The sequence below is a fragment of the Microcoleus sp. CAWBG640 genome (assembly GCF_020883015.1).
GTDB classification, from domain to species: Bacteria; Cyanobacteriota; Cyanobacteriia; order Cyanobacteriales; family Microcoleaceae; genus Microcoleus; species Microcoleus anatoxicus.
Window position 1 is genome coordinate 24117 of the sequence record NZ_JAHRFC010000027.1, and the last position, 18024, is coordinate 42140.

Annotated in this window: 10 protein-coding genes and 1 pseudogene; 6 read left to right on the forward strand and 5 right to left on the reverse strand. The window is 44.2% G+C overall.

The features are described from left to right. Positions 1–39: 39 nt before the first annotated feature. The gene (locus AAFP11_RS15415; RefSeq protein WP_341737861.1) at positions 40–1332 is read right to left on the reverse strand and encodes a type IV pilus twitching motility protein PilT; all 1293 of its coding nucleotides are present in this window, start codon (positions 1330–1332) and stop codon (positions 40–42) included. Positions 1333–1678: 346 nt separating this feature from the next. On the opposite strand from AAFP11_RS15415, the pseudogene AAFP11_RS15420 reads away from it, so the two are divergent. Continuing rightward, a pseudogene (locus AAFP11_RS15420) lies at positions 1679–2063 on the forward strand (zinc ribbon domain-containing protein); the annotation flags it as partial. 59 nt (positions 2064–2122) lie between these two features. Beyond that, a complete protein-coding gene (locus tag AAFP11_RS15425; protein WP_341737862.1) occupies positions 2123–3520 on the forward strand; it encodes an amidase in 1398 nt (465 codons plus the stop codon). Between the two features lie 371 nt (positions 3521–3891). Here the strand turns inward: AAFP11_RS15425 and AAFP11_RS15430 are convergent, their stop codons facing one another. Then, positions 3892–9486, reverse strand: a complete 5595-nt coding sequence (locus AAFP11_RS15430; RefSeq protein ID WP_341737863.1) for an ATP-binding sensor histidine kinase — start codon at positions 9484–9486, stop codon at positions 3892–3894. A gap of 322 nt (positions 9487–9808) precedes the next feature. Here AAFP11_RS15430 and AAFP11_RS15435 point away from each other — a divergent pair, with 322 nt between their 5' ends. Further along, entirely contained in the window at positions 9809–11467 is a 1659-nt protein-coding gene (locus AAFP11_RS15435; protein WP_341737864.1) for an alpha/beta hydrolase, read from the forward strand. Between the two features lie 244 nt (positions 11468–11711). On the opposite strand, the gene AAFP11_RS15440 is transcribed toward AAFP11_RS15435, so the two are convergent. Further along, positions 11712–13055, reverse strand: a complete 1344-nt coding sequence (locus AAFP11_RS15440; protein ID WP_341737865.1) for a methyl-accepting chemotaxis protein — start codon at positions 13053–13055, stop codon at positions 11712–11714. A gap of 199 nt (positions 13056–13254) precedes the next feature. Between AAFP11_RS15440 and AAFP11_RS15445 the strand changes: the two genes are divergently transcribed. Beyond that, positions 13255–13479 (forward strand): hypothetical protein, encoded by a 225-nt coding sequence (locus AAFP11_RS15445; protein ID WP_341737866.1) that lies wholly within the window; start codon positions 13255–13257, stop codon positions 13477–13479. A 224-nt stretch (positions 13480–13703) separates the two neighbouring features. Here AAFP11_RS15445 and ilvC read toward each other — a convergent pair whose 3' ends face one another. Next, complete coding sequence (gene ilvC / locus AAFP11_RS15450) at positions 13704–14699, reverse strand: ketol-acid reductoisomerase (RefSeq protein ID WP_341737867.1); 996 nt, start codon at positions 14697–14699, stop codon at positions 13704–13706. A 224-nt stretch (positions 14700–14923) separates the two neighbouring features. Between ilvC and AAFP11_RS15455 the strand changes: the two genes are divergently transcribed. Continuing rightward, the gene (locus AAFP11_RS15455; protein ID WP_341737868.1) at positions 14924–15310 is read left to right on the forward strand and encodes a VOC family protein; all 387 of its coding nucleotides are present in this window, start codon (positions 14924–14926) and stop codon (positions 15308–15310) included. Between the two features lie 177 nt (positions 15311–15487). Here AAFP11_RS15455 and AAFP11_RS15460 read toward each other — a convergent pair whose 3' ends face one another. Then, a complete protein-coding gene (locus AAFP11_RS15460) occupies positions 15488–16009 on the reverse strand; it encodes a pentapeptide repeat-containing protein (protein ID WP_341737869.1) in 522 nt (173 codons plus the stop codon). Between the two features lie 222 nt (positions 16010–16231). Between AAFP11_RS15460 and AAFP11_RS15465 the strand changes: the two genes are divergently transcribed. Next, positions 16232–17770 carry a SagB/ThcOx family dehydrogenase gene (locus AAFP11_RS15465; RefSeq protein ID WP_341737870.1) on the forward strand — a complete coding sequence of 513 codons (1539 nt, stop codon included), beginning with the start codon at positions 16232–16234 and terminating at the stop codon, positions 17768–17770. The last annotated feature ends 254 nt before the right edge of the window (positions 17771–18024 follow it).

Below are 18024 nucleotides of genomic sequence, written 5' to 3' on the forward strand. Positions count from 1 at the left end.
ACAATTAACAGTTAACTGTTAACTGTTAATTCTCTATTTTTAGACACGACCTCTAAGCATTTGGGCCATTTCGTTAGGAGATGGGGACTGTTCGAGACAAATCTCTTCGGTGATGCGACCTTCTTGATATAGCTCGTAGAGAGACTTATTCATCGTCGTCATACCCTCATAGGTATCTTTGATCATGATTTGGTTAATTTCTTCATTCTGCCCCTTCATGATGTATTCCTTAACCACGTCAGTGTTGATCAGAACGTCGTGGTAGGCAGCCCGCTTGCCATCTGTGGTTTTGCACAGCATTTGAGCGATGATTGCCAATAGAGATTCAGCCATCGAAACCCTCAGAGCGGGTTGCTCTTCGGAATTGAACATATCCAGAATCCGGTTCAGGGTTTTGACAGCGCTGTTGGTGTGCAACGTCCCCGCTACCAAGTGACCTGTTTGGGCAGCTTTCAGGGCAATTTCCACTGTTTCTCTGTCGCGAATTTCCCCTACTAGCATCATGTCGGGGTCTTGTCGCAGAGCCCCTTTCAGGGCGTTGATAAACTTGAGGGTGTGTCGGCCCACTTCCCGGTGCTTGATCAAAGATTTTCGACTGGTGTGTACAAATTCTACAGGGTCTTCGATGGTAATAATGTGGTGAGAATTATTTTTGTTGATGTAATCAATCATGGCAGCCATCGTGGTGGACTTACCGGAACCCGTGGGCCCTGTCACCAAAATTAGACCTTTGTGATAGCCACATATTTTCCGAAATACCTCTGGTAGCTTCAATTGCTCCATTGTCAAAATTTCGGCTGGGATAAGTCGCAATACCATAGCAGGGCCGGCCAAAGAGTCAAAGGCGCTGATCCGAATGCGGACGAAACCAAAGTCGAAGGCGCCGTCAAAGTCTAGGTTTTTCTGGAAGTAGGCAATTTCTTCATCAGTCATGCACTCCCGCAGCCAACCCATGAAGACATCTAAATCAGTTAGGGGATAGCCCGCATCAGTAATTTCACCGCGCTTGCGGAAGCGGGGGATCTCGTTGACTCCCAAGTGCAAGTCAGAAATGCCTTCTTCTTTGGCTCGCAGAACGAGTTCTCTCAAACTCGGCTGTCCATTGTTTCCTGAGCTGGACTCTTTGGATGGCGCAAAGGATTGGGGGGCTGGTGCAGCCGGAGGCGGGGCGGATGCTGGCGCAGGAGGAGGCGATGGTGGCGCTGGTGGTGGTGCTGGTGGCAATCCTCCGGTTTTGGGAATGCCGGGAGCTGGAGGGCGGGGTGGCATACCTGGGGGTGGTGGAGCACCAGGTACGGGGGGGCGAGGAGCTGGCGGACGCTGTTGTGTCATATGCGCTACCTAAAATGTTGGCGAAAAGGCTTAGTTGAGCGAATGATTTGTGGAAGTCTGGGAATGTTAAACGCGATTGTGCGTGTCTTACACAAAAGCTTAACTTTTCATATTAGTCTATCTCAAGAGGGAGCCAAACTGCGGTATCAGAACGGAAATATTCTTCCCTTTGTCCAATGCGATCGCGATCGGTATTGTAAAACTTCATTGAGTTTATAAGCAATTATAAACAATAATGGTATTATATTGTTGTGAGTGTTGAACAAGGAATACGCATAGCCCAAAGAACGGAAGTCTCAAATGCAACTGACCCAGAGGCACATCATTAAATCAACGGAACACCGTTCAAAACTTTGTCAACATTCCTCACTCTCGATTAATTGAGATGTTGGAATACAAAGCTCGGCTGGCGGGAATCAAGGTAATTGTGCAGGAAGAATCCTATAGTTCACGGGCCAATTTTCTGTGTTTAGACCCAATTCCTGTGTATGGAAAAACCGAAAAAGAGCCTGTGTTCACTGGTAAGCGGATTAAGCGGGGTTTGTACAAAACATCGACGGGTCAGTTAATTAATTCTGATATCAACGCTTCGTACAACATCCTCAGAAAAGCAATCCCAAATGCCTTCAGCGATGGGATAGAGAGCTGCGTAGTTCAGCCGAGGCGGGTTAATCCGCTCAAAGTAAAAGTGAAGGGGGAGGGACTGTGAAGCCTCCCATGTCTATAAATGACTATACTTTTGCCAGCTATAAATTATTACCGATATTTCTATCTTAAGGATTTGAATCAGATGAATTCTGTTGATTTGGCTTTTACTCCTGCTCTGAAATTGGCAAAGTTGATTCGCGATCGCGAGATCTCGCCGATCGAACTTGTGGATCTGTACTTGGAACGAATCGATCGCCTCAACCCCAAACTAGGCAGTTATTTTACAGTCACAGCCGATCGGGCTCAAGCCCTAGCCAAAGCTCAAACCGAACAACTAGCTGGCTTCAACAAACCACAAGAATTACCACCATTCTTCGGAGTGCCGATCGCGATCAAAGACTTAACACCTGTTACCGGAATTCCCTGTACCTATGGCACCCAGGCTCTTGTCGATAATATCTCAGCCTACGATGAATCAGTAGTATGGCGGATCAAAGCAGCCGGATTTAACATTCTCGGCAAAACAGCAACTTCTCAAATTGGCTCATTACCTTATACCGAACCCCCAGGTTTCCGCCCAGCGCGCAATCCCTGGAACCCAGAATATACGCCCGGAGGTTCCAGCGGAGGTTCAGCGGCGGCTGTAGCAGCAGGCTTATGCGCGATCGCCCAAGGTTCAGACGGCGGCGGTTCAGTTCGAGGCCCCGCTTCCTGCTGCGGTTTAGTAGGCATTAAACCCTCGCGAGGACGAGTTTCCTGGGCCCCTGTAGGAGATTTTCTGAGCGGCATTTCTGCCAATGGCCCTCTAGCCCGCACAGTCGCAGATGCGGCCGCCCTTTTGGATGTCATGTCAGGCTACACAACCGGCGATCCTTATTGGCTTCCAGATCCAAGTCCCACATTTTTAGAGTCAGCAAGTCAAAAGTTAGGCAAGTTACGAATTGCTTTTTCCACCTCTGTTTTCCCTGTGGGCGAGGCTTCGGATGTATGTCAACAAGCCGTACTCGATACCGTCAAATTACTCACTGATTTGGGTCACGATGTCGAACCTGGATGCCCAGATTTTACAGGTTTGATCGAGCCGTTTACAGCGATTTGGCAGACTGGAGCGGCTGCAAGTGGCATACCAGCCACTGTTTTGCAACCGATGAATCGCTGGCTATTGGAAAGATCTATTTCGGCTGGGGAATATTTGCGGGCTGTGCATCAAATCCAGGTAGTTTCACGGCGGATTGTGGGATTCTTTGAAAAATTTGATGTGTTAGTTTTGCCGACTTATATGCACTCGCCGATTCAGATTGGTGAGTGGGCGGATTTGAGTTGTGAAGAAACTTTGGCTAATATTATTAATTGGATTGCTCCCTGTCCACCGTTTAATGCTAGTGGCCAACCGGCGATCGCACTTCCGGCTATTTTAGATAGTAACGGTTTGCCTGTGGGGATTCAAATTATCGGTCGGCCGGCGGCGGAAGCTACTTTAATTGCTTTAGCGGCACAGATGGAAGCGGCGAAACCTTTCCCGGTTTTAGATTTTAAGTGAGTTTTAATATCAAATCCGTTAGCCTTGGAATTGTTAGTTGCTGAAATTAGGACACGACAGTGTCCATTGGTGTCAACTTAAGCTGTCAGCCCGCCAAGTCCGTTAGTCATTCATCAAGTCCGCCAGGGGTTGAAACCCCTGTCTAATAGCGAAAGTCCTCTCAAAGAGGACTGAAGAGAAGAATCTCAACTCATTAGTCCTCTTTTAGAGGACTTTAGCTTTGAGACAGGGGTTTAAACCCCTGTCGGACTATCGGTTTGACGTTAAGTTGACACCAATGGACAGTGTCGTGTCCCTACGGTATTATTTGCGGCGGCAGGGAAACGGCAGTGCCGTATCCTCTATATCATTCCGGCGCAGCCGGAAACGATTTAACTAATCGAGTCAGAGAGCGGAATTTCAATTACAAACTCGGTTCCTGCTCCCGGTGTTGAGTTACATTTAAGTATGCCTCCGTGCTTTTCGGCGACAATCGACTGCGAAATAGATAATCCCAATCCGGTACCTTTTCCGGCTGGTTTTGTGGTAAAGAATGGTTCCAGCAATTTCGATCGCACTTCTGGTGTCATCCCACACCCATTGTCAGCAATCGAGATGGCGAGTGTCGTACCTTCCTGAATACAAGTGCGAATCTCGATCGTATTGGGGCAACTTTCTATCTCATCATAAGTGCGATCGGCATTAGATTCATTCAAAGCATCGATCGCATTTCCCAGCAAATTCATAAATACCTGATTCAGTTGTCCGCTGTAACACTTAACTAAAGGCAAATCGCCGTATTTTTTAATCACTTGAATTGCAGGGCGATCGGGTTGAGCTTTCAAGCGGTGCTGCAAAATCATCAACGTGCTATCAATTCCAGCGTGAATATCGGCTGCTTGTTTCTGATTCCCGTCAATTCGCGAAAAGTTCCGCAGCGATTGCATAATCTCGCGAATGCGATCGGTTCCTAGCTTCATCGAAGCCAGCATTTTCGGCAAATCTGCGATCAGATAATCGAGATTGATTTCGGCTGCTGCTTCGACAATTTCCGCTACTGGATTCGGATAGTGTTCCTGATAAAGATTCACAAAATTAATCAAGTCATTAATATTTGCGACGGCGTAGTGGAGATTGCCAGAAATAAAGCCAACAGGGTTATTGACTTCGTGAGCAACTCCTGCTACCAACTGTCCCAAACTAGAGATTTTTTCCGTTTGCACGAGTTGAGCTTGAGTTTGCTGCAATTTGTGCAAAGATTGTTCGAGTAGCTGGGATTTTTCTTGCTCTCTGGCGTAGAGTTGGGCATTTTCTACAGCAATGGCAACTTGCGCGGTTAACAAATTTAAAATTTGCAATCTCTCAGCAGTAAATGCACCCGCAGCCAAGTTATTTTCGAGGTAAATTATGCCCGTAAGATGACCTTTATTGACGATAGGCGCACACAAAATTGATTTTGGTTGGTTGCTGACAATGTACGCATCTGTGTTAAATAAAGTCTCCGATGTCGCATCGTGCAAAACCAAATTTTGATGGGTTCTGGCAACATAGTTAACAGCCGAAGTTGGCAAATCCAGGCTGTTTTCCACAGGAATAGATTGCAAAACAGTGGCTTGTTGTTTTTCGGCGGTGCAGGTGGCTTCTATCAATAGCCTATCCCCTTTGAACAGCATCAACACTGCTTTTTGAGCGGCGGCATTCTCTAACAATATTGTGATTAAGCTAGCTAGCAATTTGTCCAATACAATTTCGCTGGTAATGGCTTGAGATGCTTTGATAAAAGTACCTACATCTAAGGCATTTCCCAAACTGCTATTAGTAGTAGTTGTCGTAGCGATCGCACTGACATTGCTACTTTTAGGTGGTTGGTTGAGGGTTTGGGCAACTAATTGCGGATATCTGGCTTCTAAATCTTTAACTTTGGCGATCGCTCCCCAGCGAATATAACCGTAGTAGGCTTCTGTGAGATAAACTAGAGCGATTTTATCTTTATTGCAAGAGTAGTAAAATTCGGCTGCTAGTTCGTTGGCTAGGGCTTCTTCTTGGAGGTATCCCTGCTCTTTTGCTCCTTCAATAGCTCGGTCATAATACTCTGTTGCTACCCAATTTTTACCCAAAATCCTGGCTGTTTCTGCTTCAACCAGGTCATACTTGTGCTGATAATTCATGGGGGCATGGTGCGCCCATTTTTGCATTTTTTCTTGGTTCGCCACCACTTGCATCAAGTATTGTTGTTGTTGTTCGCTGTCAGCAGTTGGGTACACAGCTAAGAGTGCCAGCGAATAGTAAAGATTGTGGGTACCAATCATCATGAAGCCAACTGCTGCTTTTGCATATTCTGCTGCTAAAGATGCGCTAGCCAGGGCTTGCTCCGATTCTTTAAACAAGTAAGAAAGCAGCATTTTAGCAAAATAAACTGTAAAAAGTGACATATAATTGTTAGTGGCTTGCAACCGAGGCAAGCTTTCGACTTCATTAAATCTGTCACCTATTAACTGAGATTTGCTCTCGGATTTCCCGATCAGGTTTAAAATAATTTGTCCCCAAATCGATAGCAATTCACTCGATATATTTTGTTTGAGTTTGAGCGATAATTCGAGGTACTTTATTTGTTTAACATTGACATTTTCCAGAGGTTCACCAATCAAAAATGGGCAAGAACAACAGTTCAAAGCATTATAACTGCTAAATTCTAAATCTCCTGTTTCTAAACCGCTTTGAATCGCCTCCATTAAAGGTGGAATTGTTTCTCTAGCGTGTTCTTTCCAGTGGCGGACAAAAGTGTTAAATAAGTGGTAGATTTTGCACTTGAATTCTTTAGCATTGAATTGCTCTAATAACTTTAATGATAGCTTTCCAGCATGATATCCCGCGTCTATCTCTCCTAAGGCCCCAGCCAGCAGCAAGCCATACCAACTATAGGCGATCGCCCCAAGCGCTGAATGACCATATTTAACACAAAGATCCACCATTGTGAAGATGATCTGCGGGAATAATTCTGGTTTTCCAGCAAAAGCAGGAGTAAGAATAACCGAAAGTATCCGCATTGTGGCTAACTGATATTCATCAGTCATTACTGGAATATTGTCTAGTTCCTCAAGTTGAGGTAACTTGATTCCAGCCAGCCCCTCTGGGGGGATTTCCGACAGGAAAAATCCCAATATTTCCAAAGCTCTTAAACCAGTATCAATGGCTTTTAGCATCTGGTTTTGAGACATATAAGACTGGATTTGGATTTCGTAGACCTTAATTTTGTCGAGTACGCTAACAGCTTGTTGCAAAACGACATCGGCTAAATATTGCGATCGCTCAAAGTTAGTATTGAGATATTCTGCTTCGGTTGCTGCTACATAAAGATTCAGCGTCAACTGATAATCAGTCTGCCAACTATCAGCCGCCAACAATTCTAAACCCGCATTCAAATACCTGACAGCGGCTTCGTAAGCGTTTGATGCTTTGGCTTTTTTGCCAGCTATGAGATTGAGTTTTGCCAGTTCATCTTTTTCTGTTTTTTCGGTGATGAATTCAACGCCGATATTCAGTTGGTTGACAATATCAAAGACATTTTCTGCGAGCTCAGATGCCGTAGGGGCTGCGCCCCCGCGGTCAGTGAGCGAAGTCGAACTGTGCCCGCCATTTTGTAGCAGCAGTTGACCGATTTTTAGGTGAGTTGCTTTCTTGTCGCTGTCGGGGATGAGAGAGTAAGCTGCTTGCTGTACTCTATCGTGCAGGAATTTGTAGGAAATTTGCGATCGCGAATCAGCAAGCAGCCGGAAATCACCCAATTCCCAGTCTCCAACTAAGGGGATTTTGTAAGCATCGTTCAAGGGGAGGACTAATCCGCTTTGCAGTGCGGGCCAGAGTTCGCTAGCTGTCACAGTAGGTGATTCTTTGCTGACAACAGACAAAACATCTAGAGTAAATATGTTGCCGATGCAAGCAGCCAATTTTAAAATTTGTTGAGTCGTTTCCGGCAGTTTTTCGATGCGACTGGCTATTAGTTCTACTACGTTTTTGTCGGTAATTCCGATCGCCTGAATTTCCTCTAAATTCCACTGCCAATTGCCGCTGTCAAATTCAAATCTTAACAGTTTTTCTTGATACAGTGCTTGCAGGAGTTGCGTTAAGAAAAATGGATTTCCACCAGTTTTATTAAAGATCAACTCAGCTAGTAGCTTCACTTTTTTCTCGTTCCCAAGCTCAGCCTGGGAATGAAGATATAGAGGCTCTGCCTCGTCAATTCTGGAGGCATAGCCTCCGGTTTCTGCGTTACCAGTCTCTGCCTGGAAACGAGATAATTCTCGTGTTTCAGCGTCATTTTGAGAGATGCCGATGGTATCAGTTATTAACTCGTTGACATTGCGAAAATCTAACGGTTGCAGGACAATATTGTGAATAGGAGTGCCTGTTTTTTCTATTTCGGCGATCGCGTGCACCAGCGGATGAGTCGGAGAAACTTCGTTATCGCGATATGCTCCAATCAACAGCAAATGTAGGCTTTCAGCATCGCTAACCAGCAGTTGCATTAAATTCAGCGATGCGACATCTGCCCACTGCAAATCGTCTAAAAAGATGGCGAGGGGATGTTCTTTCGTAGTAAAGACGCTGATAAATTTTTTGAAGATTTGGTTAAAGCGATTTTGAGTTTCTGCCGGCCCTAGTTGCGGTACTTCTGGCTGTTTGCCAATAATTAGCTCAACTTCAGGAATTACCCCAGCAATTACCTTACCTTGCTCGCCCAAAGCTGCTGATATTTTTTGTCGCCAATTTTCCAGTTTGTCTGTATTTTCTGTCAGTAACTGCCAGATTAAAGACTGAAAAGCTTGAATCAAAGCTGCATAGGGAATGTCGCGCTTGAATTGGTCGAATTTGCCCTTGACAAAATAACCTCGCTGCCGGACGATCGGCTTGTAAATTTCATTGACTATCGCGGTTTTGCCAATGCCGGAGTAACCGGAAACTAATAGGATTTCGCTTCTACCAGATCCGATTTTTAAGGCTGGTTCTGAATTCTCATTCTGAGTTATTGGCTGTTGCGGAGTATCGCTAACTCTGTCAAAAGCAGCTAGCAGCCGCTCGACTTCTGCTTCCCGCCCGTAGAGTTTTTGAGGGATTAATAATTGTCCCGATCTATCTAATTGTCCCGGTGTAAAGTTGACAATTTCTCCAACCTGTTGTAGTGAATTAAAACAATTTTCTAAATCGGCTTTCAGCCCTTGGGCAGTTTGATACCTATCTTCAGCATTTTTCTCTAACAGCTTCATGACAATATCGGAAATAACTTGAGGAATCTCTGGATTTAATTTTTCGGGCGGTATGGCTTGTTTGGCGATGTGACAGTGCACAATTTCTAAAATATCGCTGTTGTTAAAAGGTAATTTACCTGTCAGCATTTCGTAAAATGTGACACCTAGGGAATAAAAGTCTGTGCGATAATCTAAGGTGCGATTCATTCTCCCGGTTTGTTCGGGAGACATATAAGCGACAGTACCTTCTACTAAGTTGATGTTGTTGAGTTGCGGGTTTTCTTTTCTGAGGCGGGAAGCAACGCTGAAGTCGGTAATCTTGACGGTTCCTGTGGCTGAATTGATGATAATATTGGATGGTTTTATGTCTTTGTGAATGATGCTGTTTCTGTGCAGCGATTTGAGTGTTGATGCTAGTTGAACGGCGATCTTTAGAAAGGCTGGTAAATTAAGTTTTGTTGAATGGCTGAGGACATCTCCGCCAAAGTCTTCTAAAATCAGAGCTATTCGGTTTTGATATGTTTCGAGGCTGTAGGCTTTGACTATACCTTCAATGTGCAAATTTTGAGTGATTTTATATTCGTGTTTTAAGCGGGTAATTTGTTCTAGGGTGGGAAATTCTGCCTTGAGAATTTTGATGATTACTGGTTGTTCGTCTGAGTTTCTAATGCCGCGGTAGACGCTGGTATTGAAGCCTTCAGAAATTGAGGCGCTGATGCGGTAGCCCGGAAGTATTTGCATAGCTGTTAAAGTGGTGACTGTGAGATGAGTACGATCGAGCTTGTTATCTTACCTAAGTCAAACAGCCTAAGTAAGCTGGGAGTATCAACTATAACTTATATTGAAAGTAGCAGCCAAGAGTATATCTCAAAAAGTATTACTTAAGTATAATAAGTATAAATTTTATGTGAGTGTAAGGAAAAAATTCATTTTACGATTGCTACAGTTGCAGGGGTGGCGCTCTCGGGTTCGATCGAGCAAAAGCGATCTTTTGCCAGAATCAGAAAAGTTTTGAGAGTATTCTGATTGTGGATATATTATTAACAATTACGAGCGAGTAAAAATGAGCAACAAATTAGGATGTAAGTGGTTGTCGTCCCTGGCAAGTATGATTAGCATTATCGCCATGAGCACTTTCAGTGGCACTTTTGCCCCCGCACAAGCGGCCCAAACGGTTGTGGTTCGCAAAGGTTTTTTAGAATCTTCCATATCGGTGGCGGATTTGCGATCGCTCGTGGAAACCGGAAAAGTCCCGGATGGCCTTCAAAGTTACGCCAATCTCCTCTCCTCGGAACAACGGAGTCAAATCTTTGGAGCTCTCAAAGCCAAAATTCCCCTGAATATCGTGGGGCTCAGCAGCTTGCTGAATACTCGCGTTGGTACTGCGATTCTCGCAGATCTCACCACTGTCATACCTAGGCGCGACGGTGCGGGTGTCGAAGCACTACGAGCGGCCTTAGTTTTGGGAGCAAATAAGCCTGAAGGTTTGTCGGTATTGAGTTTTATTGAAAATTATCCGGGGCGACGGGTAGTAGTGGATCTCGATCGCGCTTTTGCGGTGTTGGCCAATTTGAATACTGGTTTCTGGCAAACTCAACGGTTTATGGCGGCGATCGCACCTCAGTTAGGAGCCAATAAAGCAGCGCTGAATCTGCCCTTTGATGCTAGCCAAGCCGGCCCGAATGCAGTGCAGGTACTTAAGCTAGATTTAAATGATACCGCGCGCGATCGGCGTATTCCCGTTGATGTTTATTGGTCGAAGGCCGCCACAGCCGACAAGCCGACGATCGTGTTTTCTCACGGTTTGGGTTCTGTGCGTACAGATTTGCGCTATTTAGCCGAACATTTGGCGTCTCACGGCTATGTGGTAGCAGCTTTGGAACATCCCGGAAGCAATGAAGCCAACACTAATGCTGCGATTGTTGGTCAATCGCGGTTGATAGCTCCTCAAGAGTTTTTGAACCGTCCCAAGGATATCAGTTTTGTCCTCGATGAATTGGCAAAATTGAACAAAACAGATGTTAATTTGCAGGGAAAAATTGCGATCGACAAATCCATGGTAATTGGATATTCCTTCGGTGGCGCAACTGCTTTGTCCTTGGCCGGTGCCGAGATGCAATTGGGCCGTCTTAAACAGCGGTGTCAGGCGGATTTGATTACTTTAAGTTTGGGCGAAGGCATTCAGTGCGCGGCCGCCGGATTACCAGAGGAACGTTATCAATTGCGCGATCCCAGAATTAAAAGGGCGATCGCCATGAATCCTACGACTTCTTTGTTATTTGGAGAAACAGGTTTAAGTAAGATAGAAATTCCCACATTAATAGTTGCTGCTTCTGCCGATAAAACCACTCCGGCGTTAGTCGAACAAATTGTCGGATTTCCCCAAATCCCCTCTCCCAAATGGCTAGTTGGGTTTGTAGGCGCAACGCATTTAAGTGTGAAAGACCCCAGTACAACTTTAGATCAAGTTGGTAAGCCGAGTACAGTGATTACCGGTGATGAAGTAGTCGGGGAAAAAGCTGTTAGTATTCGCAACTATATTAAAGCTGTAAGTTTGGCGATGGCTGCTCAAATGACGGCGGATGCTGATAAGTATGCAGTTTTTTTAACACCAGATTATGCCCAATTTGCTTCTACACCAGCACTTCCGGTGCGACTGGTGACAGAGATTCCCCCGGAAGCTAATGCAATTGTAAAAAGTTTTATGGAGCAGAATAAGTAGGGCCTAGGGAAATTCTGCTGCCCTTCGCTCCTGAGTCGAAGGGTAGTAGAAGTTTACCTAACAAAGCTTGAGAACCGCTATAACTAATAACCAACAACCAACAACAAATAACAAATAATAAATAATATCATTTCCGGTTGCATAGTCAGGATTTAACCACAGAGAGCGCAGAGAACACAGAGGAAGAGAAGAGAGATGAATACAGGACGATGCTACCGGATTTGATATAACCAATAACCAATAACTAAAAATACTGTTTGAGATTTTGCGCCGCTTGGTTAAGATTTTGAGTGGTAAATTTGGTGTGAGCAACCCCACTGTTGGTTTGTGTAGAACCTTGATTAATTTGTCTCATGGCTTCCACTACTTGCTCCACTGCTAATGCTTGTTGCTGTGCAGTCAAAGAAATTTGTTGAGTGCTAACTGCAATGTTGTTGATGGCATTTGCTACATCGCTGAAGGCTTTGGCTGTACCTTGAGCTAGCTGCATTCCTTCATCTACGGTTTGCGTGCCTTCTGATGTTACTTTCGCTGTAGTATTGATCGCTTTTTGAATATCCGTGACGAGGTTGTTGATGTTTTCGGCTGATTCTTTGCTGCGATCGGCTAACAATCTAATTTCTCCTGCAATCACTGCAAAACCTCTACCGTTTTCGCCGGCGCGGACGGCTTCTACTGCTGCATTTAGGGCTAGCATATTCGTTTGGCTGGCAAATTCGCTGACTAAATATGCGATATTTGCAATTTGTTTAGTTTGGGCGTTTAATTGTAGAATTTGGGCTGCGATCGCTTCTACTTTTTCTTTTAATAGAGTCATTCCTTCTAAAGTACGGATTACTGCTTCGGTTCCTCCTTCAGCTAAATTTAATGCTTTAAGTGCTCCATTTACTGCTGATTCTGCTTGCCCTGCCGTAGTTTTGGAGGATGCCCCCAACTCTTCCATTGTCACACTGGTTTCATTGACTGCGGCTGACTGCTGACTAGCAATGGCTTCTTGCTGTTCGACTGTAGCGACAATTTCCACCGCAGAATCGGCGATCGCCACGGCTGTTAGATCGATAATTCTGACAATTTTAGAGGCGATGACAAAACCCAGCCTCAAAGAAGTCAATGCAGACAAAGCAGTACCGATGACAATGATAGTAAACAGCCACGTAGTCTCGTCTTGTTCTGCTTTGTACGCTGCGTCTAACAAGGCTTGTTGTTCTGCCAGCAGCCGTTCTTGTGCTGATTCAATTTCTTTTGATCTCAGGGAACTTGTGAGATTTTTAGCAGATAAATTATTACCTGTTTTTAACAAATCAAACACTTTTCTAGAATTAATATCAAGCTTTGTTATTTCCGATTTTATGCGTTCAAATTCCTCTTTTTCATGAGGATTAGTCAGAATATTTTGTAATTCGGATGAGGAAGTTAAATAAATATTCCATCCAGCTTCATAGCTGGTTATGTAGCTTGGATCTTCGGGAAACAGCACGGCTCCCCTCACATTTCTGAGCATTCTAGAGAAGCCACTATTTAAACGTTCGGCGCTGATAATAGTATTTTGAGAACGCCTGACAGTTGCTGACAAGTTTTCTCTCCGCATTGCCATCTTATAAGTAAATAGGCTTAATACTATCAAAGAAATAATTGGTAAAAGGTATCCAATCAGGATCGAGTTTCTCAGTTTTAACTTAGAAAACATAATTTTTAACTGGGCAGGCACACCCTAGTGATATTTTCTGGCTGTTAAAGGGCAAAATATATATATCAAGCACTTTGAAAAAGTCTACTCCAAAATTGCTATGGCTAAAAGAAACTTCATCCCGCTGTTACTATTGGTAACAGCACTGTTTATCATCTACGGTGACAGTTGGACTTTTCTCCCCAAACCCGCAAGGGATGCCAGCGTGACAAGTCGAAAATTCGTAGTCGGGTTGTGGCCATCATGGCTCAAACCCAAGGATTTCAACCAGCAAAGACAACGGGATATCGATCAACTGCAAAAAAGCCCTAGTCCCAACCGTTGAGGACAAAACAGGATTTATATTAACTGGGATTCAGTGAGACATCCTTACGGAGCTAGGGAGCAGAGGGATTGGGGCTAGGTTATAGGTTATTAGTTATTGGTTAGTTGTTATTGGTTATTAGTTATTTGTTATTATAATAACTAACTAATCACAAACGATAGATAACAAATAACCCAGAATAACTAACTAACAACCTATAACTGATGCCCCTAATCTTTCACATTTTAGTGCTTTTTCAACCAGCTAAACATGGCGCGCAAATCTTTGCCGACTTCTTCGATAGGATGTTCTGCTTCCTGACGGCGCATAGAAGTAAATCCTGGTTTGCCAGCTTGGTTTTCCAGAACGAATTCGCGGGCAAATTGGCCAGATTGAATTTCGCTGAGAATTTTCCGCATTTCAGCGCGGGTTTGATCGGTGACGATGCGGGGACCACGAGTCAAGTCGCCGTATTCTGCGGTGTTGGAGATGCTATCGCGCATTTTGGCAAGTCCTCCTTCCACTACTAAGTCAACAATCAGTTTGACTTCATGCAAGCATTCAAAATAAGCTAATTCTGGTTGGTATCCGGCGTCAACTAAGGTTTCAAATCCAGCTTTGATCAGGGCGCTTAAACCGCCGCACAAAACTACTTGTTCGCCAAAAAGATCGGTTTCGGTTTCTTCGCGGAAGGTGGTTTCGAGGATGCCTGCTCTGGTGCCGCCGATACCTTTAGCATAGGCCATTGCCCGATCGCGCGCTTGACCAGAAGCATCTTGATAGATTGCAAACAAGCTAGGAACACCTTCTCCCTGTTCGTAAGTCCGTCGCACCAAGTGTCCGGGGCCTTTGGGAGCAACCATTACTACGTCTACATCGGCTGGGGGCACAACTTGACCGAAGTGAATGTTAAAACCGTGGGCAAAGGCGAGAACTTTTCCGGCGGAAAGATGGGGTTCAATGTGTTCTTTGTAAACGGTTTTTTGTACTTCATCTGGCAACAAAATCATGATGAAGTCAGCGGCTGCTGCTGCTTTGTCTACGGGGTGAACCGTTAAACCGGCTGCCGTTGCTTTGGCTGCCGATTTGCTACCGGGATACAAGCCGACAATCACGTTCATGCCACTGTCTTTGAGGTTGAGGGCGTGGGCGTGTCCTTGGGAGCCATAACCGACAATCGCAATGGTTTTGTTGGCTAATAGGTCTAGGTTAGCGTCGGTGTCGTAATACATACGGGCCATAGTAGTTGTCTCCTGCGGTAAAAATATTGTAATTGACTGCAAACCTTTAATCTTATCAAAATTCGTACCTATTTATATAAAAATTTATGGATTAAAATTTATAGTAGAGAAAATAAAAGGCGATCGCTCTTAATTTGGGAGCGGTTACGTCGCAGGTTGTTAAGGTCAAATATAATGGTAAATGCTGTGGTATCTTAAACAGGCGATCGGCTAATTTTTTAACTATGAAAATCACGGGTATACATCATGTGGCGATTATTTGCTCTGATTACGAAGCCTCTAAGAAATTTTATGTAGAAGTATTGGGGTGTTCCATCATCCAAGAAACCTTCCGAGCCGAGAGAAATTCCTACAAGCTAGATTTGCAATTGGGAAACGGCGGGGCGATCGAGCTTTTTTCCTTTTCTCATCCTCCTGCAAGGGTCAACAATCCTGAAGCTTGCGGTTTAAGGCATTTAGCTTTTGCAGTTGAGGATATCAAACAATCTATTGCTGATTTAAAATCTCACAATATCGATGTGGAAGAAATTCGCATCGACGAGATTACAGGAAAGCAGTTTACCTTTTTTCGGGACCCCGATAATTTACCATTAGAAATCTATGAAATTTAGAGCGATCGCCCCCATCGCCCCCATCGCCAGGAGCATCCCGATTTTGTAATGGCTATAGCATGACCCCAGAGAATTTATTAGTGATAACCAGAGATTTACAGCGGTCATGCTTCGCCCCTACGAATATATTTGCCAAATACAGATGCACCCCCGATCGCCCTTGTTACCTCAAACAGGTTAATATCCTTCTGGGCCAATGGTAGTGCGATCGCACTCAGCATCAGATAAATCTCCCAAACGCGATCGAAATAAATTACACCCAGCTAATTGAGCTTTAGTGAATTTGGCATTTTCCAAATTAGTTCTGCTTAAATCAGCATTTCTCAAATCAGCATAACTCAAATCTGCATTGTACAAATCCGCACCTTGCAAATTAGCTTTCTGTAAATTCGCACCTTGCAAATTCGCGTGACGCAAATTAGCTCTTGACAAATTAGCACCGGACAAGTTCGCTTCAGACAAATTGGCTTGATAAAGTTGAGTGTCACCCAATTCAGCATCTTGAAACTGAGTTTGAGAAAGATTAGCTTGAGTCAGATTTCCGTAGGGTAAATAACTTTTCCTCAAGTTGCCGCCAGAAAGATTGATTTCTTGCAAATCGGCTTCAAACAAGTCATTTTCACTTAAATCTACGGCGTCAAAGTTTCGCTTTCCCTCAGAATACTGAGCTAGCAATTCCTTAGCGCTTAGCTTTTGCATTTTTACCCCTTTATGACTACAGCCAGTGCTGCCCATCCATTAGAATAATTAATGGATTTGTTTATGCGTATTTATACTTATTGATTTCTTTATGTTAAGCTTGTGTAACAACGATCGCTTTTTTTCTAAGATTTTTTTTATATTTGTCCATTTATACGCTGCTAGTAAGTAGTTTGTAATGTCAAGATCAAATTAGCAACCAAAGAGGCTCCGACTCTGACTATGCCAGAAACTCCAGTATCCATTGCTCAGCACTACCACCAACGGACAAAATATGACCCTGAAACCATTGCTGCCAAAAGCAGACAGCTAGACTGGGAAGAGCAACCTGTTCCTTTCAAAGAATATAAAATAGGAGCATATTTTGACCTCAAGCCCTATCTCAAAGAGACTTCACAGGAGTCCCCGGCAGATTCTGATAGCAGTTGGTGGTATCGATTGTCCAACTTCCTGTTGTGCAGCTACGGTTTAACGGCCAAAGTGTCCACCATGGATGGGAGCCCGCTGTATTTGCGATCGGCACCGTCGGCTGGGGGGCTTTACCCCGCAGAGGTTTATTTAATCTCCCGTGGCACTAAGTATTTGCCAGCCGGACTTTACAATTATCAAGCGAGAACTCATTCCCTAGTCCACTTTTGGGATAGCGAAGTTTGGCTGGCTCTGCAAGCGGCTTGTTTTTGGTCGCCAGCCTTAGAAGATACCAAATTGGCACTTGCAATTACGAATGTCTTTTTCCGTTCTTCTTGGCGCTACGAAGACCGAGCTTATAGACGAATTTTCCTAGACACAGGTCATTTATTGAGCAACATCGAATTAGCTGCGGCACTCAATGATTACCGACCTCACCTGATTGGAGGATTCGCAGATGAAGCCATCAATCAATTGCTTTACATCGACTCCAAGCAAGAAGGAGCAATCTGTGTAGTTGCTGTAGCGGACTTGCTAGATATCAACCAAAACTTACCAAGATTCAGAACAGCTTTACCTGGAAGAAGCACCACAAATTACCCGCACATTCCCGAAGGTCAACTGCTAGAATACCTCCATCAAGCTACACAGTTGGATTCAGATACGACAGGTACGGATGGCTGGAAATTGAATGAAATTGAAGAGGGAATAGAAGATAAATATAACTTCCCATTTTGTACTAAAGTATCGACGGTGACTCCTTCGATTAGTTGGGGATTTCACTTAGATAATTTAGAGAATACAATTCTGAAACGGCGTTCTACTCGTTCCTATACAGGTGCTTCCTTGAGCTTAGCAGAACTGCTAGCCCTGCTGGATTTTACTTATCAGCCACACCACTACACAGACCAAGGATTAGATGGTTATCCTGACTATTTCGATTTGAGTTTAATCGAGACTTTTGTAGCAGTATCTGCCGTGAATGGTCTGGAAGAAGGCTGTTATTATTATGCTCCGAAAGCTCAAGAGTTGCGACAAATTAGGTTTAAGAATTTCCGTAGGGAGTTGCACTATTTGTGCTTGGGCCAAGAATTAGGAAGAGATGCGGCGGTTTTGTTGTTTCATACGGCGGATTTAAAGAAGGCGGTGGCTAAATATGGCGATCGCGTTTACCGTTATTTGCACATGGATGCAGGTCATTTGGGCCAGCGGCTGAATTTGGCGGCGATTCAATTGCGTTTGGGTGTGAGTGGGATTGCCGGATTTTTTGATGATAAGGTAAATGAGGTTTTGGGAATTCCCGCTGATGAAGCAGTGGTTTATATTACTACTTTGGGTAGGCCTCGATCTTGATTGTTTTTTGGTTGTTAAGTAGCTGCACATAAATAAACACCATCTAGAGTAGACGCGAATAATTGACGGTGAATATATAAGATTTATAAACTCCGACAAAGAAACCGGGTTTTTCATTTAATTTATGGTTTGGAACGAAGTATTTTGGTAAAAAACCCGGTTTCTGGGCCTTCGCGTATACCAATTTTTTATGAAGCTGCATAGAATCCGATCCCCCCTAGCCCCCCTTAATAAGGGGGGGACAAGATTCCGAT